At 34.5% G+C, this 22,858-nt stretch carries 19 protein-coding genes and 3 pseudogenes; 1 reads left to right on the plus strand and 21 read right to left on the minus strand.

The window, feature by feature from the left end:
• Positions 1-2: 2 nt before the first annotated feature.
• From ED2_RS05680 to ED2_RS05775, 21 genes and pseudogenes are all read right to left on the minus strand, one after another.
• Complete coding sequence (locus ED2_RS05680; RefSeq protein WP_002318309.1) at positions 3-596, minus strand: TraC-like domain-containing protein; 594 nt, start codon at positions 594-596, stop codon at positions 3-5.
• Positions 597-929, minus strand: a complete 333-nt coding sequence (locus ED2_RS05685; protein ID WP_002295656.1) for a DUF5592 family protein — start codon at positions 927-929, stop codon at positions 597-599.
• Positions 930-980: 51 nt separating this feature from the next.
• Positions 981-3,350 carry a pLS20_p028 family conjugation system transmembrane protein gene (locus tag ED2_RS05690; protein ID WP_060789714.1) on the minus strand — a complete coding sequence of 790 codons (2,370 nt, stop codon included), beginning with the start codon at positions 3,348-3,350 and terminating at the stop codon, positions 981-983.
• Positions 3,347-5,956: a VirD4-like conjugal transfer protein, CD1115 family gene (locus ED2_RS05695; RefSeq protein WP_060789715.1), complete on the minus strand. Its 2,610-nt coding sequence runs from the start codon at positions 5,954-5,956 to the stop codon at positions 3,347-3,349. The genes ED2_RS05690 and ED2_RS05695 overlap by 4 nt, the downstream gene beginning before the upstream one ends.
• Positions 5,956-8,019, minus strand: coding sequence for a coiled-coil domain-containing protein (locus ED2_RS05700; protein WP_060789716.1), 2,064 nt, complete (start codon positions 8,017-8,019; stop codon positions 5,956-5,958). Before ED2_RS05700 ends, ED2_RS05695 begins: the two co-directional genes overlap by 1 nt.
• 69 nt (positions 8,020-8,088) lie before the next feature.
• On the minus strand, positions 8,089-8,391 hold the full coding sequence (locus ED2_RS05705; RefSeq protein ID WP_002295662.1) for a hypothetical protein: 303 nt from the start codon (positions 8,389-8,391) through the stop codon (positions 8,089-8,091).
• Between the two features lie 17 nt (positions 8,392-8,408).
• Positions 8,409-8,651, minus strand: coding sequence for a DUF5415 family protein (locus ED2_RS05710; RefSeq protein ID WP_002305229.1), 243 nt, complete (start codon positions 8,649-8,651; stop codon positions 8,409-8,411).
• Positions 8,648-9,112, minus strand: coding sequence for a hypothetical protein (locus ED2_RS05715; RefSeq protein ID WP_060789717.1), 465 nt, complete (start codon positions 9,110-9,112; stop codon positions 8,648-8,650). Before ED2_RS05715 ends, ED2_RS05710 begins: the two co-directional genes overlap by 4 nt.
• Positions 9,113-9,138: 26 nt before the next feature.
• Entirely contained in the window at positions 9,139-11,229 is a 2,091-nt protein-coding gene (locus ED2_RS05720) for an isopeptide-forming domain-containing fimbrial protein (RefSeq protein WP_005878749.1), read from the minus strand.
• Positions 11,226-11,486, minus strand: a complete 261-nt coding sequence (locus tag ED2_RS05725) for a hypothetical protein (protein ID WP_002314405.1) — start codon at positions 11,484-11,486, stop codon at positions 11,226-11,228. The genes ED2_RS05720 and ED2_RS05725 overlap by 4 nt, the downstream gene beginning before the upstream one ends.
• 12 nt (positions 11,487-11,498) lie before the next feature.
• Positions 11,499-12,254: a pilin N-terminal domain-containing protein gene (locus ED2_RS05730; protein WP_002320589.1), complete on the minus strand. Its 756-nt coding sequence runs from the start codon at positions 12,252-12,254 to the stop codon at positions 11,499-11,501.
• 15 nt (positions 12,255-12,269) lie between these two features.
• The gene (locus ED2_RS05735; RefSeq protein WP_002316053.1) at positions 12,270-13,022 is read right to left on the minus strand and encodes a class C sortase; all 753 of its coding nucleotides are present in this window, start codon (positions 13,020-13,022) and stop codon (positions 12,270-12,272) included.
• 14 nt (positions 13,023-13,036) lie between these two features.
• Positions 13,037-15,013: a pilin N-terminal domain-containing protein gene (locus tag ED2_RS05740; RefSeq protein ID WP_060789718.1), complete on the minus strand. Its 1,977-nt coding sequence runs from the start codon at positions 15,011-15,013 to the stop codon at positions 13,037-13,039.
• Positions 15,014-15,065: 52 nt separating this feature from the next.
• Complete coding sequence (locus ED2_RS05745; protein WP_002338747.1) at positions 15,066-15,737, minus strand: class A sortase; 672 nt, start codon at positions 15,735-15,737, stop codon at positions 15,066-15,068.
• A gap of 81 nt (positions 15,738-15,818) precedes the next feature.
• A pseudogene (locus ED2_RS16000) lies at positions 15,819-16,696 on the minus strand (EpaQ family protein).
• 126 nt (positions 16,697-16,822) lie between these two features.
• Positions 16,823-17,062 (minus strand): hypothetical protein, encoded by a 240-nt coding sequence (locus tag ED2_RS05755; RefSeq protein WP_002322851.1) that lies wholly within the window; start codon positions 17,060-17,062, stop codon positions 16,823-16,825.
• Positions 17,063-17,127: 65 nt separating this feature from the next.
• Positions 17,128-17,367, minus strand: a complete 240-nt coding sequence (locus ED2_RS05760; protein WP_002347362.1) for a hypothetical protein — start codon at positions 17,365-17,367, stop codon at positions 17,128-17,130.
• A gap of 25 nt (positions 17,368-17,392) precedes the next feature.
• Positions 17,393-17,515 (minus strand): YosH family protein, encoded by a 123-nt coding sequence (locus ED2_RS16005; protein ID WP_002293478.1) that lies wholly within the window; start codon positions 17,513-17,515, stop codon positions 17,393-17,395.
• 18 nt (positions 17,516-17,533) lie between these two features.
• Positions 17,534-17,875 (minus strand): annotated as a pseudogene (locus ED2_RS15650) (DUF5406 family protein).
• 618 nt (positions 17,876-18,493) lie between these two features.
• A complete protein-coding gene (traE, locus tag ED2_RS05770; RefSeq protein WP_060789719.1) occupies positions 18,494-18,826 on the minus strand; it encodes a type IV conjugative transfer system protein TraE in 333 nt (110 codons plus the stop codon).
• An 823-nt stretch (positions 18,827-19,649) separates the two neighbouring features.
• Positions 19,650-20,690 carry a replication initiator protein A gene (locus tag ED2_RS05775; protein WP_002322487.1) on the minus strand — a complete coding sequence of 347 codons (1,041 nt, stop codon included), beginning with the start codon at positions 20,688-20,690 and terminating at the stop codon, positions 19,650-19,652.
• Between the two features lie 1,807 nt (positions 20,691-22,497).
• On the opposite strand from ED2_RS05775, the pseudogene ED2_RS16335 reads away from it, so the two are divergent.
• A pseudogene (locus ED2_RS16335) lies at positions 22,498-22,722 on the plus strand (type II toxin-antitoxin system RelE/ParE family toxin).
• The last annotated feature ends 136 nt before the right edge of the window (positions 22,723-22,858 follow it).

The raw sequence follows: 22,858 nt of genomic DNA on the forward strand, positions 1-22,858 counted from the left end.
TCCTACTCATCATTCATATTATTCATTCGATAAAGAATCTTGATCAATTCTTTTTTGTAGAGTGGTTTTAACCCTAAAATGCCACTAGATCGCATTAACTGACGGTTTCTGGTTTGTAAATCCTTGATTGTCTTTCCTTCAATGATGAAAAAGAAGCTTAAGTCAGGACGTTCTTGTTCTGCTCGTTTCAATTCCTGGATTTCCTCTACTAATTTCTTTTCATATTTTCTTAATCGCTGTAGATTTCTTCCTAAGGATTGTTCCATACGATTTTTATCTAATAACTGCCGCTTTTGCACGATTTGTTCCGTTAGATCCGTCTCTGTGGTCAAATTAACTAACTTAATTGTTGGCACATACGTACGCATGACGGTGGTCAACTGATTCATTCGTTCTAGTTTCTCTTGTTCATTTAATCCTTCCACGTCTGTAGAAACTACACGATAATAACGTTGAAAATGATCTTCTTTAGTAACTAAGACTCCCTCTTCTGTACAGGATTTATAAGGAAATAAATCCAAGATAGAGCGTTCTTCTGGTTTTCCAAACTGAAAAATGGATTTCTTATCAACTGAATTTTGTCCTTTGACTCGCATTTATTCATCCTCCTTATACGTGCCATGATAATTTCGGTTAGGATCTAACGCATGATAGTGGTTCTTATCCGTAAAGAAAATAGATTCGATAATCGCAAAAATCTGGCGTTGACCAGGGTTATTATAGGGGCGCCAAACAATCACTAAAGCTATCGCAATCCATAAGCCATAATTCAAGAGTGCAAAAAAGAGTGGTAAGTGGACAAGATTATTGACTATTTTCGCCCAAAAAAAGCAACCACCAAGCGTTAATAGATCTAAAAAGAAAAAGGCGAAAAACTTCCATTCCCCACTAAATCTTGGAGGATTTTTCATGTTAATATATTTATCCATAAATGATTTCCCCTTTTCATACATAGAAAAAAGGCCTAACTCGTAGGCCTTTTATGATTTGATATCCTTCAATAATTGTTCTTTCAATTCATTGTTCCTGTTTTTAGTTTCTCTTGTTACATTTATTTTTGTTGGTGCAGTAAATGCCACATTTGCTGGTTTGTAACCTGTGTGAACTTTTTGAATAGGTTCTGGTGCAGCTTCTCTTGTCACAACATTTTGAACGGACGCATTCCCTGTCTCACCACTTTCAGATAAATTGTAAGAAACAGTTGTCAGATTTCCATTTTCAGGCAAACGACTTGGTTTCATTTGAACAGTACCTGCAGTTGATTGATGAACAAAACTTTGATCATTCTCCTTGAATTGATTCAAACGACTATCTTTCATTGGTAAATTTTGTGCCTTAGGTAAACCAATTTTCGTTGATTTTTCAGTTCCAACTTCGACTCCATTATCATTTGGCAGATCGATGGAATCATCATCCGTTTGTACTTCTTGATTTCGTTTTGGTAAATCTGAAATGCGCTTTTCATTTTCAGAATTAATGTTAGATTTATAACGATATTGTTCTGGATCTGTTTTTGGTAATTGACCATTTTGTCCTTCTTCTGAATTTTCGTTAGAATCCAACTCATCTTGGTAATCTTTGGCTGAAGGAATCGCTGCACCTTCTTGATTTTCTTTTTCGGTTGTTGTATTAGCTTTTACTGCTGCATTGACTTGTCCTTCACCATACGCATCTTTTAGTCCTTCTTTGACTTCTGAAGCTTTTTCTTTTTGTTTTTCTAGTGCTTCGGATGGATTCTTCACAGCTTCAGCCAATTCTTTAGCTCTTGTGCCGTCTAATTTCTCTTCTAAGGTGTCTTTGGCTTTTTCTGTAAGATCTTCAGCTGTTCCTTTTAACAACCCACGTTCATTGACGTAACCAAGACCTTCTGCGGCTTTAGAAACACCATTTTTCGCTTTCCCGAACATTTCGGAAACTGTTTTCTTACTATTAGGTACAGTTGTAGCTTTATCGTCTGATTGTTCTTCCCCGTTATCAGGGGTAACATCTTTTCGATTGCCAAATCCATTTTTACGAATATCATTTAAATTGCTTAAACCACTCTTACCAGCACTTGCAAGGTTTTTAGCTCCGCTACCCACATTTTTCGCAATATTTCCTAAGGCAAACATGCTAAGAAGAGAATTGCTGCCGTTTTTCAGACTTGTATCAACACCGAAAATCTTCGTAACAGATTGAGATCCTTTGAATAGCGCAATGGTTAGTACAATTAAAGCGACAACATACAAAAATCCGTTGATCTTGCCTGCTGCGTGCAAATCACCGATACCTGACAGCATTAATGTATAGATTCGTAATTCTAAAATCGTAAACGCCAATAACAAGAAGGATTGAGAAATATCTTCTATAGCACTTTTCATCCGTTGTCCTGTCTCAAAGTCCGTTGACGCGGCAATTACTAAATAGAATTTTTTAAATACCAGCTCAATAATGCAAGTTACAATCGTAAACAAGATAAATAAATAGGCAACCGACAAAGAAGATTCACCAGCTAAAATAATCCCTGGACTACTAATGTATCGGCGATAGCCTGAAGTATACACATATTTTGCTAACCCCTCATCACTAATCTCTACAGGGATTTCTTTTCCATTATCATCCAGTTCCAGTCGGTATTGTAACGCTCTTAGCCGATCCTTTTGTATATCTGATAGACCACTCTTATCTTCATCCGCCATCTTAGCGGCTTCCTTAGGAATAATCACTGAATTAATATTTGCTGTCTTAAAGTTTTTCGCCGTGAGAGCATTTCTTTTATCTGTTGGTAGGGATTCTACTTTATTCGGATCAGTTTCTAGTAGCGTACTCACATCGATCACATTATTTTGAATAATTTGAAAAGCAGGTGATCCAGTTTTATCTGCTTTATTTGCTACAGTCACGTCTCCGTAAAAGTTTTTACTAATATTTAGCCCTTCATCGATTAAAGAACTACCACCAAAAATCAAAATCATGGCCATAAATAGATTAACCAAGATATTTTTGATTTTTGGTGGATGTTTACTCATAAAAAATTTTAAGCCTAAATAAATTAATGTGACGACACAAAAAAGAGCCAATACCTTACTAATCAAACTTTGAAACAGTTCATTAATACCAGCAGCGTTCAATAAGTCTTTTAAATCAAAGCTTTGATAAATTGTTTTTTCTAGTAAAGTATTGAGATTATATAACCCTTTAATCAAACCCCATAAAAAAGTATTACAAATCCAACTGAATACATCTTGATACTGCAGATAATTACCATAATCTTGTAAGACTTTCGTTACGGTTTTGGGATCTGCATCCCCATCCCCAAATAAGCCTGACCACCAGTCGGCAATGCCGGAAAATATTCCTCCAATGATCATTCTTTCACCGCCTTTTCAGCTTCTAGCAAAAGTCGTTTCCTTATAACCTCTGTAATTTCTTCATTTTGATGCAATTTTTCAAGGTATTCTTGCAAACGATCTATTTGCTTCTCTTCATAAAATTGAATAAGTAACTTTTGTGCCGTTGAGTTGTCTAAAGATTGAACGATTTTAATAAAAATGTTTTCTTTAGCTTCCTCTTCTATTTGATCGTGCATATTGTGATAAAGTCGACGTGCATAGATATCAGGTAGAAAATAATCGTAATCAATTTGTAAAGCCTTAAGATCCAAGTCCGCATGTGTACAATGTATGTCTATATCATTGATATCCCACGATGGATTGAAATCTTCAATATATTGATAAGCATAAGGAAGATTCGTTTCCCCATGATTAAAAATAGGATACGGCCGTATTTTATGTCCTTTCAAATCTTGTCGTTTTAAAGGAGCGAGTACAATCGTTTCACCTTCTAAAAAAGTAGAAATTCTTTCAGGAGTTAAGATACGATCTGAATCAACATTGCGATTGATATGAGTATTCATACCTAATAAATTGGTGGTACTGTTCTCTTGTTCAACCGTCTTATTCCCCACTTTTTTGGAAAATTCTTCGATGGTATTATCGTCTGTCGACATAATATAAATATGTGTCTGACAATTTTCTTTGATAATCGCTGCGTTTTGTTCCCCATACTTCGCATAAAGTTGCTGATAGGATTGAATAAACAGATCCCACAACATGTTTCTACCAGCTGTGACTGTCATGATTCCTTCCATATTATCCATTGGTGGCATATTCCCAAATTCATCTAAAATAAAATGAATCCTACGGTGACATTTATCTCCTTTAGTCTTAACACATTGCGTAGATAATTCTTTATACAACTGACTAAGAAAAATACTAACAATGATATGGTTAGATGGATCATAATCAGGTGTGAGCATAAAAATAGCCATTGGTTTATCGGTATAGTGCATCCGAATAGACTCTACTAATAAGTTACTTTTATCCTCATCTAATGTTAGAACAGCTTCTTTTTCTAATTCTGGTAAATGGGTTTCTTCTCGTTTTTTTCGATAAACGATATTTCCCTCTTCGTCTTTCAATACTCTTTGAGAAAACTCATACCAAGCAACATATTCTTTTCCTTGATGATCGTATTTTAAGCAAACATGATCTCCCTGCTCTAAATGACAATCAAAGTTGATTTCACAAAAACCTCTATAACCTACTTTGACACGTTCCTCATGAAATTTTTTCCCTTGATGATAAAACTCTACAACAATTCGCTGATTTAACAGACTCTCGTGTAGTTTGAGATCCAAATACTTCGGAAAACCAATGGACTTATAATCAATGGTTGATTGAGAAGTCATTTTCGCAATTTTCGTTAGGGTAAATGGATTCAATCCTGTGATTGCCGTCGATAAAATATTCCCTTTTGCTTTATCAGAACCAATTTTTGTTGCCCCATATTGTTTTTTTGCTATGTTTCCAGGTGGTAACTGATTCATGAATTCATCTAAGGCATTGAGTTGTTTGTAATCATTCTCAGGATCTTGATAATTAAAACCGCCAATTTCAGAAAGAAGCTCAACAAGATTATTGGGTGTTAATTTGGAGTAATCCCCTGTTTGATCGGCTTGTTCTAACAACGCAAAAATAAGCGCATTTACAGCTTTCTGCGCATTTTCGTTAAAGTATTTGTTGTCTGAAGCATTGGCATCATAATAAATCGTATTCGTAAAAGTATTGGTTAACTGCGTTGCAGTATCTATGTCTCCTCGCTTCCAGTATTTCACGATGAGTGCCAATGGATTATCACTCATTGATTGCAGTGGATCGGTGATATTAAATGCATACACATCATACCCTCTAGCTTCTAGTTCATCTTTACTAGCAACATATAATTCTGTTTTTGGATCATTAACAACCATTGAACTTTGTCTTTCTGCACGAGACAAATTGTCAATGGTTGCTAAAACTTCTATCTGTCCTTTCCCTGAACGGGAAGTACCAACAATACAAGTATTTACTGTATCCGTCTGAATATACCAGTACTTTTTATAATGAGTAATTGGTATTCCGCCATAACCAGGAAAATCTCCCTTTGATTCTGGTATTTGCGGATAAATTTGTTGGATTTCCTTTAACGTTTTTAATCGGTTATCTCCTTTTTGCCCATCTGCTAGAGGACGAAACCACATGTCCATTTTCAATCCCATAAGTATAGCTGGAACAACACAAATCGTAGAAACAACTAAACGTGTGCCTAAACTTGTTGTTGGGGTCAAAGGATTCCAAAAACCAGTTGAATCAAAATGGAATAACTGCGGCATTTCTTGTAACTGAAAAATATTCACTCCTTGTAAACTTCCTGGAATAATCTCAAATCGATGAAATGCTTCTGGTATTCTTGTAACAACATAGTTTAAAGGAAGATAAGCTAATCCACTATAAAAAATCTTTTGAGAAATACGTTTGTCATGTTTTTCTGGTAGCTCTTCTCCTGAAGGAGTATAGCGATAGAAATGAGAAAGATACCTATTCTTTTCTAAATTGAATCGTTTGTCTTTTCGTCTCGTTGTTTCTCTAACACGCATTATTTCACCTCATTTGATTCTGAACTTTCGGAAGTGTTTGATTGTACAGTTGAATCGCTTGATCCTTCTTTAGCCTTACTAGGATCACTCTCTTTGCTATTTTCCATACTTGACTCTGTTGTTGACTGATTGGTACGATTCAATAATTCTTCCAATTGTTGTTCATACTCTTTTCTTGCTTGTTCTTGGGCTTCTTCCTTGATTGACGCCGTTGTGGCTACAGAATCAGCCTGTGAAGATTGATTGATATGATTAAAAGCAAATACTGTCCCTCCACCTAGAAGCAAGCTTAAACTTGCAATACATCCCACCATCCATCCGTTAAAGGAACGCTGTGGTGAAGGAGTTAGATTTGTTTGGTTGTTCATTGGGGTTTGAACAGCAGCTACTGAAGGCGTTGGTTGAGGTTGTGCTAGATAATTTAACTGAGCTTGTCGCAATGTATCCATTTGTTCTTGACGTTCCTTACGAGCAGCTGCTTCTTTTTCCTTTTCTTGGTTTAACCGTTGTTTTTCTATTGCCATTTGTTGTTCCGCAAGATCCTGTTCACGTTTTTTTAGTTCTAATTGTTCGCGCTCTTTTTCTTTTTGCCGTTGTTTTTCTTCTTGTTCTTTCAATTCTTGTTGTTGAATTTCATACTCTTTTTTCCATTTTGGAATTTGTACTTGTAATTCTTGCTGGATCTGTTCGTGTTTTTCCATAAGAACTTCAGTCGTTGTTTGATATAGCTTATTCAGTTGTTCATTTAATTCTTTGCTAATCTTTAGCTTATCTGTACGCAAACCTCGGTAAAATTCTTCTTTTCGTTCTTTAATACGTTCTTTTAACAAGTTTTCTTTTTCTTTCGATAACGCTTCTTGATTCGTCTGAGTAAAATTATTGATCTTTTCTACACACAAGGAATACGCATTGTCGCGTTTCTTTTCGTATCGCTCTTTAATTTTTTGTACTTCTTCTTCAATCACTCGCTGTTCTTCTTTATTTAGTTCCTCTTTTGCTTTCTCCCAATTAGACGACTGTTCCGTCGCATACTCATTAATTTCTTGATCTGTTTCTTGTTGACGTTCTTCAAAGGTGGCTAATAAATCTTCTTGTGCAAGCTCATGCCAATTTGTTGATTGGACAGACTCTAACTGTTCTAAAAGTGTGCCTTTACCCTGTGAGATTAATTCTTCTTTACTCTCTAAAAATGCTTGATAGGTTTGGGGTAATTGATATTTCGAATAAAGCTCATTTAAAAGTAATTTGTTTTTTTCTTTCATCCATTCATGCTCTGGCGGATATTGATCCAAAATATAATCAAATATAGTTGCCTTTTGTATCTCTATTTCGTTTTTTTCTACTTCTTCACTGATAAGTGGTTCAATATATTCCTGAGAATCCCCTTCAGTCCATGTTGACTCTTCATTAGCTTCAACTGGATCAACTTCTACTTCGGCCGTCTCTTCATCCTCCATTGTTTCTTCAAAGGGATCTACCTCCAATTGACCCATCACATCGTTCTCTTCCTCAAATATCGATTTCTGAGTCGGAATATCAGCTTGTTCGTCAACATAGACTGTCTCTTTTTCTTTTGACTCCTTCTTTGGAAATATTGGTCGTTCCCATGGTACTTCTTCATTTACTTCGACTTCACTCCCTTGATTCACTTTTCTTTGGTCGCTCTCTAACTCTTCTTCTAAAACTTGTAAAAGTTTTTCGTTTCGATAAGACTCTTCCACACTCATAGTTTCATCCGTTTCTTTAAACACATCAAGGCGGATTAAATCCATCAATGTAGGATAGAAACCTTCTGAAATTTGATAATCCAGTGGGCCAAAAACGTATTCTGTACCAGCTTTCTCTATTTTTCCTTCTGTGTCATGTAACGTGAGAGTCAACTTAACAGAAGATCGACTTTCGTGTTCCAGTACTTTCCCTAACACATGTAGCTGTTCTTCCGTTTCAATGACAGAATATTTAATTGTTTTCGGTAAAAAAGAAGTACGCTTTCCTACTTCCTTCGTTGCTTTTTTTATTAACTCTTTATCTGTTTTGGTATTGCCTGCAATCGTAAAGTACATGAGTATTCTCCTTTCATAAAAAAGGAGTAAAAAGTATCGACTACTTCTTACTCCTACTTTTTTACTTTCTTATAATCCTTGAGGTGTTTGTCCAAACAATCCAAATAACGAAACCACAATAGAAGCTGCTGCTAAAATAACTCCTACCCCCATCAATACATAGCCTACGTGCATCTTCCCATTTTCAGCTCCTCTTCGTCCAAATAGGAAGAAAAGACCCCCAATAACAATGGAAGCAACGGCCGCAGCAGCAGCAAAAATCATCAGATTATTTTTTAAACTAGTTGCGGCAGTTTGTAATGCTCTAAAAATATCAACCGCAGCTACTACTTTCGGTTGTGTTAAAAAATTCATTGTAATTGATTCAAACATAAAATTGTTCGCTCCTTTTAGTGTTTAATAATTTCATCGAAAACAAGCTTTTCACGTTCACGTTGATAGATATATCCTTCTAAGTCCTTGTCTTTTCCCCGTAATAGGTCAAATTGTGCTTTTTCAAGGACTTCTTGTTTCCACTGTGTTTCAGATACACCGCGGCGTTCTAAGATTTTAGACGCGGCTTTTTCAAATGGCGTTTTAGCTTTTGCCACTGTGATTCCTCCTTCAGGACAAATAAAAAGACTAGCAATCACTCGCTAGTCTTTTGTAACTTATATTTATTGGATTGTGATCCATCGTGAATCAATTTCTCTTTCGTTCGCTTTTCATCCTTGCTAGATCCAAGAAAAATTATTTTTTTTACGCCATTCTTCTCATAGGGAACAACAATAAATAAAGAATCAGATTTGTTTATAAATTCCCTAACACCAGCTGAATCTACTATTTTGTATCTTTCTAAACCTTTATAGTCTTTTTGCCTCTTGACTGTTATTTGTACAGGATCTGGATGCCATACACTCTCAGAGTATTCCCAGGTAGTCTCGTCTATAATTTTCAAATTATAAATAAGACCACCTACTTCTTCTTTCCACATAGTTCCTGATTTCAATACGCCATTATCTTGATTAGTTTGTTTATTTTTTTCATTACTACATCCGACTAAAATAATAATCATGGCAATCAAGGAAGTAACTACTATTATTAACTTTTTCATTTTATTCATTCTTTCGTTTTTTTATTTTAAATGTATCTCAGAACCGCATAACTAAAAGTTGCTAACACAAGTAATAGTAAGCTGACCGCTGAAATCGTTACTAAATGTGTAGAACCTGTTTTAGGAACAATGACCTGTGGCAAGTTAGGATCAACCCCAATTGTCACAACATTTGTTTTATTAGAAACATTATCTACTGCTACTACGGCTTGGTTATCAATATTTTTTTCTGATTGTAATGGAGTTTTAGCTGTAAATATCAGCTGAATTTCTCGTCCATCTAAAAGATTGTTACTTAAGAAGTCAGCGGAAGCTTCCCACTTCAGCGTTCTTGAATTGCTATCATAGGTTAGTGTGCCTTCAGAAGTAATATCTTTTCCTTTACTCTTATCTATTACTTGCGCAGAACCTTCTTTATATGTCAAACGAGCTTCAATTGGATCTTGAATACTAAATTGTTTGTAGTGATCTGACGCAGCGTCTACGCCTTTTGTGTGCCATTTTTGTGTGACTAGATATTGTACTTCAGATCCTGCGTTTAAAGGAGCTGTCGGCGTACCCTTCTTACCGTCATTTCGTCCGTTTACATCTTTTCCATTTTGTTGTACTTCTTTCACTGGAATTTTAGGGAAATAAACGGTAATGATATTTGTATCCTTTTCTACTTTATTAATGATCGACGTTCCCTGATTTTTGGCTACACTATTTTGATTGGCCAATTCATTGACTTTTACATTGATCACTAATTCGTAAGTTTCGCCGTTATACTTCATTCGATTTTTTAATGTATCAGCTTTCGCTGCATATTTTACCTGGTGTTTTGTTTTGTCATAGGTCACTTCACCAGATACATCGAATTTTTTATTTGTACCACTTTCAACGTGTGCATCGACGTAATTTACTTCTTTTGGTAAATTATCGATTAACTCAAATCGATCGTAAACCGCTAGTAAATCCACTCCTAATCGATTCACCTTCTGTTTGATTCGATATTGAATCGTGTCTCCTACTTGCAACATTTTATCGTTCACGTTATTTCCATTTTTATCAACCCCTGTTTTTTCAGGTTGATCAGGAACAACACTAAAGATTGTCGCAGAAGATAAAGTAAACCAGGTTTGAACATTAGAAGAACCAATCACAAACGTCGGATTTGCTTCAGATATTTTAAAGGACACAGTACCTTGACCAAACTTCGGATCTCCTAATTTATCATGCAAATTATTGAAATCATTATCCGCTTGTGTCAGCCTAGAGCTTCCTCCTGGGTGGCCACCTACCACGTTCAGATTGTTGTAGAAAGATTTAAATTCTGAAAGAACCGTATCTTTTCTGACATACCAATCTGTCTTATTCATTTTGTCATAGTGGGCATATTCTCCTTTAAGATCCGTGCTTTTTCCTCTTGCAGGGTTCAAAGAGTTAAAACTGATAAATGTATCTCCTGAAAATTGAACGGGGCTACCGTCCTCATATGTGGCTACTAGCTGCACATTCATTTGTGTTGAATGGTAAACAATTCCTGAGAAAAGATTGTCTGAGATCCAAAGTACTGTTCTTTTTTTAGATTTACTCATTGCACCATTCGTATTTTTATAGCCATCGTCTCGAAAATGAGTTTTTGTATAGTTGTTATCTAGTAGATTCCACGGCAACGTATCCGAGTATAAGTGAATATTAGATAGAACTAGCTTGATATTGACTTTTTTCCCGTTATACGTACCGATTTTTCCATAGTCAATATTGACTTTGGTGTTGGTTGTTACGCCTTCTAAAACAAGGTTTGTTTCACCGTATTCTTTTTGGAAAGAAGGATAGCGTATATTTTTGTTTCCCTCCACTAATCCTACGTAGTCGTCTGTAAAACCACCTTTGTTGGCATCAACATGATATTTGTAAACTTTTGACGCTCCGTTTACAGTAATATTTGTTTTTGCATTAGGAACATCTTTTGGAATAATAAAATTATTCTTTACGTTCTGGATTGGATTTGACGGATCGACAATAACTTTTTCAGCAAAGACATTGGCTGTTTTTAACCCAAACAATGTACCTAACATCATCATTATGGGAAAAACATATTTTAACCGTCTTGTCCACGAGTGTTTAAAATTCATCCCTTCATCCCCTCTTTTTTATAAATGACTAGTGAAATTCCGACAATAACGATCAAATTGATCGTAGTAAATAATGGATTCCTAATGAGCTTTTCCATAATATCTAGCGGCATGGAAGCAGCTGGTATGTTTAAAATCCTCATTAGGTATAGTTGGTAGCTTGGCAAAATAGATAGTTTAGAAAATAATAAACCGCAGTACAAAAAGACTGCGGTTAAACAAGAAAGATTGAATAATAATAATTTGATCAGTTTCATTTTATTTCTTCCTTAATCTCTAGAAAACAAGTGAGTAACAAAATCCCAACAATTCTCAAAGAAGTTTTTCTTTACGCCAGTAGAAACGATTTTTTTTACTTCTTCTTTAGGTTGCGAAGCTTCTGATTTAGGATAGATCCACACATCCTTTAAGAATTCACCGTTTTTATCAGAAACAGGTGTTAATAGCAAAATATCCTCGCTATTAGAAATGTTTTCAGGACTTGATTCATTGACAATATAATAAGCTTGTTTCTGATTTGCCTGTACTTCTACCGAGAATTCAAAGACACCTGTTTGTTGATCAATTGTCTTTGTTTCTCCATTAGAAACTAGCTTCAATTGATCACTGGATAGTTTTTTCACTCGATCTTTTAATTGGGATTCAATTTGGTCAGTAGTGAGATCCTTAACATCCATCTTTTGTAAAATGTCCGATACATCATAAACAGAAAACTTCGCGCCATTTACTCCTTCTTGTTTTTCATGCCCCTGGTTGTCTAATTGTTCTGAAGAAATAATCTTTTGAACGTGAATGGTCTGTTTGACTATTTGATCGTCTTCAGCAATTTTAGGTTCTTCTGAAGAATCAACTGTTGACGAATCGACGGTTTCATCGCTGCTTTGAATCGTGCTGCTATCTGACGTTTGGATTGTTTGTTCTGTGCTATCCGTGCTTTCTTGTCTGTCTGCAAACGTCAACTGTGTGTAGGCAGTGAAAGAAAAAAGAGCGGCTGCACAAACAAATAGCCATTTTCTATTTCTCATGTTGGTTACCCTCCTTTATTTTTTCTTTTTATAAACAAATAGCGAACCAATGATCATGACTGAAAGAAAAACAGTACTTCCTAAAAGCCATGTCCAAGATAATTTTTGTTTCTTATTTTCTTCATCTTTTAATTCTGATTTTGTAAAGGTTACTCGCTTCCCATACACTAGAAAACGGTGTGTGTTGATCCCCTTAGGCGTACATGTCATTAGCGTTACTCGATCTTCATTGGGATTTGGTTCTAAGTAAGTGACAAAGTTTCTTTGTAGTTCGTCTTTTTGCACTTCCTCAATCCGATCGATTTGATAAGCGTGCTGCTCACCATCAACTTTGATATAAAACTTTTCTCCCTTTTTTACTGAAGGTAAATCATCAAAAAGATTATCTTTATAAAGTCCACTATGACCTGCGATTAAAGGATTTTTACCGTTTCCTCCTGTAATATCACCAGTTCCTTCCGTAATACCTACACCATTTTCTAAAATTTTGTCGGACGTTCCGTCATAAATTGGTAGTTTTAAAGAAATACTTGGAATTGTAAGAATACCAACAGGATCGCCTAACTCAATCTTAGCAACATCCAAAGAAGAATCCGTTTCTGCTGCCGTTCCTGTTCGATCGATTGCGGCAATCTGCTGATTTTGTTGGTATTTCGCCACGCTCGCTTCAGCAGGCATCAAAAGTAAGACACCTACAGCTGAAAGTAACCAGAAAGCAATGATCCATTTACCCATGATTCGCTTTTTCTTAGGCTTCCTGATAATCATTGGTTTTGATCCTTCTAGGCTTTCTTCTTAAAGTAAACAACTGCAGAAAGTGCCCCTGCTCCTAGCAACAAGCAAGAGATTAATACATACGTTTGAAAACCGTTGCTACCGGTCATTGGTACGGAAGCTTTTTGATTGTTTTTGATCGTGATTCGGTTTTCTTCTTTGTATGAATCTTTGTCTACTTTGAAAGAGATCTCTTTCGTTAATTTTTGATAGTTTTCAGGCGCTTTTGTTTCTTCCAGTGAATATTCACCTTCAGTTAAACCAGTGATTTCAAAGTGACCTTCTTTATCTGATTTTAGGATCGCTGCATTTGCTACATCGTCTACCCATACTGCTTCTTTGACACCGTTTTTATCCGTATCAACTAATCCACCATAATATTTTCCTTCTGCGTTTTTAGCAGCAAATTCTGCGCTTTCAAGCGGTGTTGCTTTGATTCCTGTTCCAAATAGTCCGCTATCGACTTTTAAGAATTTTGCACCATAAGTCACAACGTCAGCTTTCGTTTTTTCGTGGTGTTCTTCCTGATTAAATGGATTGTTGTTATAAACGAAATCCACGCTATTTGTTAATGGATTGGCAACAGCTGCGCTGTCATTTACATACATGTTATAAGTCATTTGAAGATCTTGTCCGTGTAAACTTGCTACAGTATCACTTACTTGGCCATTATTCACGATAAAATCGATCACAAAGCCATTTTCTGAATTTTGGATTTTATAATCTGTATTTTCTTTTAATACCACAGATCCATCTTTATTTGTTACTTTGATATTTGCTTTAGCAGCGACATAAGAAAGTCCTTGTCCTGCTGTATCCCCCCATTTAAATACACTGTAAGGAGAAGTTTCGCTTTTCACTCCGTTTACTGTGATACCGTCTGCTCCGCCTGCAATGTCTGTTGGTATATGAATCGTTCCTTGATAATTTACTGCGTCACCAATTTGGAAAGAATGTTCTTGTCCTGTTCCATTTGTTACTGTTTTATCGATCACTGGTGCTTTATAGTTTACGTATGAAGCTTTTAAGTCACTTGTCACGCCATCATTCGTAATTTCAAAGGTTAATTTATTGTGCGCATCGTTGCGAGCGTCTGCGCCTAATAAATATTGATCTGCTGTTGGTTCTTTATCTGATCCCACTACAACTTCTGAAGGAACTTCCACAAAATAGTATTTTCCTAACGTCAAATCAGTAGCAGTCAGCTTTCCTTGATCATCCGATACAAGATCTCCTAATTTTGTTCCTTTTCCAGGTTCGCCCTTGTATAACTCAAATTTTGCCCCTTTTAAAGGTGTTTGTTTGCTTTGAGCTGTGCCATCGTCACCAAATTTCGTTAATTCAAAACTCAACTTAGAAACAATATTTTTAGGATATAAGTGAATGTCTTTTAAAAAACCTGAACCTGTATTATCAGTCATTGGCGCAATCACAACCATTGGTTTTGCTTTTTGTGTGACTAATCCAGCAGCGGATTTACTTTCATAAACCACATATACATTCCTTTTGGAATTGACATAGGCTGGTTGATCAGCAAAAGTAATCTCACCATTTTCATCTACAGCTGAAGTAATTTTGTTGGTTGCATTCTTGACGTACTCACTGTTAGATCCCTTGTCTTCTACATCTTTAACGATTTCGTCCACTTTCGCGTTGGTTAGATCAGAATCTTCAGTCGGTAATACTTGATCCGTAATATTTCCTAACGTAAACTCAACATCACCATAATCTGCCTTGTTGTATTTCGTTACACCTGTAGGATATTGATCGTGCGTATAACCATCGTTTTTGATCCCGTCAATATCAACATTCAATTGCGTTCCTTGATCGTACATTAATTTATGAACCGTGATATTGACCTTCTCTGGTGGCGTTTTTTGCGTGATATCTTCTGCATATGCTCGATATCCCTGAAAGCAGCCTGCAATGATTCCTAACATTCCAATAAGCATTCCAGCTTTTTTTACATACCGATTTATTGCCATTTTTTACTCTCCTCATTTCATATTTCAACGACTCGCGTTGATTAAAACCTTGTTATTGTAGCTCTCCCTGTACCACGTATCTTTCTTTTCCTTGTGACGTATAGACACAAGTAAACAACGTTAATAAGGGTTTCTCTCCTTTCTTTGGCAAAGACAAGAAAGAGTTCTCTTCAGGAACGCCATCGATTAATTTAAAGTACTCAGGTACGATAAATTTACGCGTTACCTTGTAACGATAGACGCCATCGTTACTAACTAAGTCCATCACCTCCCCTAATGACAACTTCTGAATATCAGAAAATAAAACACCTGGCATTTCCATGTTATGACCTGCTAGGACATAGTTTCCTTTGCCCATTTCGGCATCTTCATAAAAATAAGTAGCCGCTCCAAGACTCAAAGTGTATTGATTTGCCCCTTTAAAAATTGGCAATGCTAAACCAAGTGCAGGAATCTGAATTTGTGCAAATACTTGTTTATTGACGCCCATTTCGATTGCTTCTTTTTGTATGGACAACATTTGCCCCAAAGACATATCATTATTGACGTTCGTTGCATCCTCCTTATAACTCTTTGCGTGTGCATTGATTTGATCTACGGGCATCTTTTTTTCTATATTTTGCTTAAACACCTCTCCTTCATGTTTTTGGTAGCTAACATAGCCAAACACACTGCAAAAGACGATTAAAGCGACTCCTAAAAAACCAAATAACCATTTTTTCATCCATCTGCCTCCTTTCAGACAAAACAAAAAACACTTTTTCACAACGAAAAAGTGTTTTCTCTTATTACTATTCTATTTCATTTATCTGGTGGTTTTATATTGGTGTGTAGCCATTGCTAACATTAAGAATACAATTGGCACCCAACTGATTGTAGTTAATGTTTCTTCCATGAATGATTGACACATGATCGCTAAAAAAGCCCACAAGAATGTTAGTTGTCCGTTTGTCAGCTCACATTTTCTTACGAGCAACCATAAAAAACTAAGCAAAAGAATAATCGATAGAGCAAAACCAATCAATCCATAGTGATTGACGAGTGCGTGATACGTATTATGATTACCTAGAATCTGATTTCCTATATGGAAAAAGAAAGGTTCATCTCTACAAATATTTGTCCTGTTTTTTCGCCTAATGTTTCATAGAATTTGCGCCAAATTTCTTCTCGTCCTGTAAATAAATGAACTTTGTCTGACATTGCAGCAAAATAAGAAATCGGTAAAGCTAGAACCGAAACTGCTGCATACATCCAAAAGGACAAGTGTGTGTTTCGAAAAATCTTCTTAGGTAAAATTTCTAGGATAACGAAGATAACAAGCGCGTATAATGCTGCTTTCGATTGGCAAACCCAAATCGTTGCCCCAGCAAGAATCAACGCTGGTAATGATAGCAATCGCATGTACCATTTTCCAAATGAACTAGCAAATCCTGTGATAAGAAGGGCTAATGTCATTAAAGAACTACCAATCGTATTTGTATTGATCCAAATATCCGTTAAACTGGTTAAATTATCTTGATAGGTTTTAGCTTGTTCCTGAATATGGATTGTTTTTGTTACACCATCTACTTTTTCAGCGATTTTGTCCTTTAGATAACCTTGATAAGCAAAATAACTAAAAAGGAGAAAAACAATGATTACGCCCACGTAAGGATTAAATAAAGTTTTATTGTTTTTATTCATCTATCTACCTTCTATATTTGAATTAATTTAACTACATCTAACCAAGATAAACCACGTTAAATTTTACTATTCTTTTTATTCAATAACAATGCCACATCATAATTGATCATTTTCATATCATAATCGTCAAGAAACTTCTAATAATAGTTGGCAATTAGAACTTATTTTCACATAAGTTCGTCTCAACTGTTCAAAATTTTTCATTGATCCCAATAGACAGGCTTTCTCCTTTCCTGTTATCTGCATGTCACTGATATATTGCATGACAGATAACCTTTTAAGGTGTTTTTGTTTCATCGTTTTTAGTAACTTTTCTTCCATTTCTTTCGACACTTTTTTTCTATTTTCGATTTCTTTACAATTCATGAGTTTTCCTACCTTCCTTGTTTTGATAAAAATAAAAAAGCCTATGATCACATACGCTCTACACTTCACTCTTGGGTTATCTTTTTCTTTCTTTTAACTACTGGCCTTGCTGGTTTCAAATCCTTGATTCCATTATAGGTTCTCCAATAATCAAACTCTTTTCGTAATCTTTCTTTTTCCATATCTGTTCCTTTGGATAAGGCTTTAAATACATCTTTAGGTGAATAACCACGAGCTAACAGCTGTACATACCTTCCTTTTGTCAAAGTATCCATATCCATCGCATCTAAAACTGGTCGCGCCATCTAATTTGCCTCCTAAATAAATTCTTTACTCGATGTCTAATGATAATACTAGCTTTTTATTATTCGTCGTAATTTCTGCACATTCTTCTTCATTATTTTCTGCGATTAACGCATAATAGCATGGTGATTTTACTTCGAAAAATTTCATGATCTATTCCTCCAATTTTTATTCTTCTTTATCCGCTACAAAGTCAATGATTTCAACACTGACAATATAATCACTCAAATATGACCAGGTATCTTCTACAGACAATTCGTCTCCTTTGTCGTTCGTAAGCGTCATTTTAAACCACTCATCGCCTTCATCATCTTCAGGTAGCAAGCCGAATCCAATTGGATTATCAGTCAATGTTTAATCGTATAAATCATCCTCGTCTAATGCTAAAACATCTAATCCTTTACAATTTCCGCCTCTTCTAAACGTCACAAATCCTTTGTAATCCCAACGTTGGAAAGAAACCTTAATAGTATGTGTGCCCAATCGTATATTCGGATCATAATTTTTCATTTGTCATTCCTCCATTACGTAAATTTCATTTTCTCTATGTTTTATATCAATTTTTTCACTTTATTCAGGACTTGTTCATATTTTATCGTTTTTCGTTTACTTAAAAATACATAAAAAATTTCGACTCGTTTATGGCGTCCGAAACGAGAAACCCTAGTAGACAGCGGTAAATGCTCGATTGATCCAATAATCAACGTCCTCGCAAGTATCTACATGTACTGCAGCACACGACACAATTTCTTGTGCGTCCTCCCCATTACGAGAAGACCTACTCCTTATTCCATGAGTTTGCGTTAAAGTCTAGATCCCTTAGTAGCTGCTCATGATTAATCTAGACGCTATTCTAACTTGTCTAACTTCTAAATTCCCTCTTGTTTACTCTGCGCTTATTATTTACACAAATTCATTTCACCACTATCCAAACAAGCGCATTTACTCGATTGACCAATTTTTTACGTTACCAATCGTTAAAACCTACCCCGTCACTCCCCGAAGGGAATTGTTGATAGATCAAGTCTACTCCTTATTTTTCTAGTGACTCTAAGTTCCTTTAGAAGTCTCGACAATATTTTCAAGCAAGCGAAAAACGATAAAATACAAGTTATGAGAATGATCAATTCAGCTGATCAAAAGCCCCATCCCTTTTGCGGTACAACGCAAGACTCCATTTTTTCTTCGACCAATCAGTACACCGTTTTGGTCATAAACATGTTTGATTGTTGGATATAGCTCTTTTAAGGGGATAGGATCTTTTAAAATTATTTGCTTTTGTTTCCCAATGTAATAAATCATTTCCTCTGAGACTTTGTTTTTCTGGATTATATATTTCTTACACTGCACAACGGTTTTACTTTGGCCAGTTGATAGTTTCTTCGTGATTTTCTCTGTAGCGGTACACCGTTTACCGTAGTGACAAATATCTTTGAGACTCAAAATTCCTGTATATGACATAAAATAAACCACCCAATTTCTTTAAATATTTTTAACAAGTTTTTCTTGTTATTTTTCAAAAATAGAGAATTGATTTTCGTTCATGACAAACAAAAAAGAGGGAACGCATCCAAACATGCGTTCCCTCTAATTTCAGCGTTCGTCATACGGCAAAGAGCCACACGGACATTTTTATAACATTATGCTTAGGCATAGATTCATCGTAATATCACGTATTTTTAACCTTAACACAGCCAAAAAAAGTGGTATCACTTTTGAATATCTGTTATACTAAATCCGTTGCGGGTAATACCGTAACACTGAAAGGTTAACGCATTAAGGGCCAAATCTTAATGCCGTGTATGAACGCTGACGAAGGTTACCAGCCTTCCGAGTTCATACCGCCTTTCTTTTTTTTGTATTTTCAATTGTCCAAATTTATCGTCCAAAAGTGCAGAACGAAAATCAATTCATCACAAGCATAGCAGACAACTAAATTTATACAAAAAAATGTAAGCGAATAATATTCGTATTGCCTGAAAAGAAGTAATATCAAGATTTTTAGCTTGTTTAAATAATGAAATTATCTCTCTTCGCGTATTATTATAACTCAAAAAAAGGATTATGCAAACATACGTTCCCTTTTTTATATTTGAAATTAATTATTTCTTTTAACACTTATGACGTAAAAGGCTACGTTTGTGATTTTTATCATAATATTTTAACTTATAAATTCTATTAAAATAGCTATTATTTTGTAATATTCGTAATATAATTAGAATAATAAAAAATTTTTAATTTTAATGTTACTCCATGAAGCAACAATCACTTTGTCAGTAAAGTTTCACTCTAACCAGTCTTTCGTAATAGTGCTTGGGGAGCTTTCAGAATTCAAACGTTTTTCACTTGATACTTTAGCAGCTATTGGTTTTTCGATAAACCAATTTTTTACATAGACAAAAATCAGGTTCTGGATATTTTCGACTTTTTCGGTTTTTAATTTTTGATAGGCTTTTAACAGTGTCGTGTATAATTCTTGTTCTGCATTGACATAATAACTATCGAGTTCTTCAAAAACTATCGAAATACCACTTTCTATTTCAGCTTTTTTCTTTGCATTATGAATAGTCTGGACGGTTTTTTGAGCTTCACTGTAACTTGAAGAAAATGTTTTTATCAAATTTAATACTCGTTCAGGGACAAACGTAGCAATGCTGTCGTTTGTCATAATTGTCTCAAAATTGTCTAACAACAATTGATCTTGTAGGCGGTCTTTTTCAGTGTCTATATTGTGTCTATTAGTGTCTAATATATTATTATTAAGTTCTGGTATGATTTTCATACCCTCTGATTTATCAACGTTTTGGCACGGTATGATTTTCATACCCTCTTGAGCCCCAAGGGATTCAGCGTCTGATTTTTCGTCGAGGGTGGGTATGATTTTCATACCCTCTGATTTATCAACGTTTTCCCTATTCTCTCTATCAAATTTTTCGAGTAAGTAGATATCATTTTCTGAGACTTTTAATTCTGCTAGATATAGTCTATTAGGATTATTTTTCCCTAACTGTTTGTTAAATCCCATCTGCTTTTGTAATAATAAACCAAAGGATTCCAACTCTTTTTTGATTGCTATCGCTTTTTGTTTTTGGCAGTTTAATACGCTACATAGTTCATTTGTAGTATAAGTAAAATAAACATTACCTTCTTCATCGATTTGCCGTTTGCTGATTGCGATCTCTAATCTTGCTTTTAAAAGCATATAGGCAATCTTAGTTGAATCTTTCATTTTTTTGTATTCGTCAGAAACAATAAAGACTTTTGGAAATTGATAAAATAATTCGTTGTAAACTCTATCCGCCTTAAAAAAATTAAAATCAGTCATTGTAGATCCTCTACTTTCACGTTGTTTTATTTATGTAAAATTACCTACTCTTTTCGAAAATAGCAAAGATAAATAAAAAATGCAAACGCATTAAAACTGTTTTTTAATTAAATACTACCTAAAATCAGAAATAAAATGAATTATGTACTACCTTTAAAGTCATTAAGAACTACTTTAAATAAATATTATTTATAATTAAATACTACCAGAAGAACGTATGAATAAAATTTAGTTTTAAAATTAAAGATAATTAAGTACTACCAGTGTCAAAACAAAAAATAAATTAAGAACTACCTTATGCATATAAAACATACTACCATTACTAGTAATATATACTACCTTATTTAAGTAGTATATATTATATTATTCTTATAAGACAAGGCTTTAGGCTAGAAAACAATAGATTATATACTACTAAAAAATACAATAAGTACTACCAATGTCAGATATATATAATAATTATGTACTACCATTAAAATTAACTTATTTAATAAGATACTACTGTGTTAATCTGAAAAAAATTACTTTAAAGTAGTTACATACTACCTGTTAAATTAGATACTACCATTAATGCTTAAATTAGATACTACCTATATTTATATTAAGTACTACCGTTCTAGGAATAAGATAATAAAAAAATACTACCAAATTGCAATTAAATACTACTTAAAATGTAAAAAATAAGAACTACCCAAATTAGGTAGTTCTTAATAAGAGAATATCAGATAAATTTGTACAAGTCATAAAAAAATTAATCTTAAATTTTTAAATATATATACTTGTTAATTATAAACTACTTTATTTAGGTAGTACATAATTAACAGATAAAACTACATGCTTGTAGTTTGTCTAGCTAATGAGTTGCATATGATTTATATAAAGGTGTGCAGCATAACTTAGTTGAAGTTAAGAGAATAGAATAAATATTTTTTGTTTTGCTAATAATTAAACACTACCTCAATATGGTAGTGTTTAACTATATAATATTCATTTTGTTACAAATAATCGTATTATAAAAGCATAACAGTTGGGATAACTATTTTTTAGATTATTTAAGTACTACTTAAATTAGGTAGTACTTAAATTTTGGTTTAAGGTAGTAGGTAATTAAGAAATAATATATATCTTCTTTTATAATAGAAGGGGAGAGGCCTAGTTAAAAGCAGCGACAATTAATAACAATGTATTTAATGCTTCACAAAATCCATTTGGTGGACAATGCATTGTTATTAGAGATGATCTACCGTTCTAAGTAGTTTTTTTCTATTGGTTGCATTCGTGACTAATTATGGTATAATTATGAGTAACAAAGAGGTATTTCATTATATCACCAAACCCCATCAGCGTGCAGGCTGATGGGGTTTTTTTTTACGTTTCTATATTATAGAATTAACGGGTAGGCTTACTGTCTTTTTTGGCAATTTTGCAATCAAGCCACTTGCAGATGTAGTGTGCAGTTACCTCTGCAAATGGCTTGATTGCAAAAACAAAATCAAAAAGGTATTTCATTATATCTCCTCCTCCCCTTGCCAGATTAGGCCGGGGTAGCAGACAGCAAAACTATTATAACATAACTGAAATACCTAAATGACATACACAGATATGATAATTTATGTATTGATTTTTCTAACAAAAGCACATATTTTAATATATACTACCTATTTTAGGTAGTATATATTTTTAGATACAATATCGATCAGTTTTGAGGAAATGAAATTCTAGATATTTTTTGCTACATAGAGTTACTTTCAATATTTTTTAACGTAATTAGGCAGAAGTCACTCATCCTCTATAGGTTTGTGATGAAATTGCCATTGATCCATTTAAGTAAGAGCAAAAAACTGGAGGTTTATCAGGTAATTGGTCTAATGGATTTAAGTATGCGGTCACCGTGTATAGAGTTGCTTATGAGATTCAAGAAAATAAAGTTATTCCAGTATTGCTATATGGAACACATAACAATTTTTATGAATTAGCCGAGAACACTCGCAACTTTATTCGTGTAGATGAATCGGCTTCGGTTGAGTTATAACTTTAGCTATATCAATCAACCGACCGACATATGTTAAATCTATATATAATAAAAATACCTACTTAAATGGATGTTAACGGAAGTGTATGGTGAGTAGTTCACTCGTATTTTGATATCGTTTGTATATTTTTTCAGC

Source organism: Enterococcus durans NBRC 100479 = LMG 10746 (assembly GCF_001544215.1).
Lineage (GTDB): Bacteria > Bacillota > Bacilli > Lactobacillales > Enterococcaceae > Enterococcus_B > Enterococcus_B durans.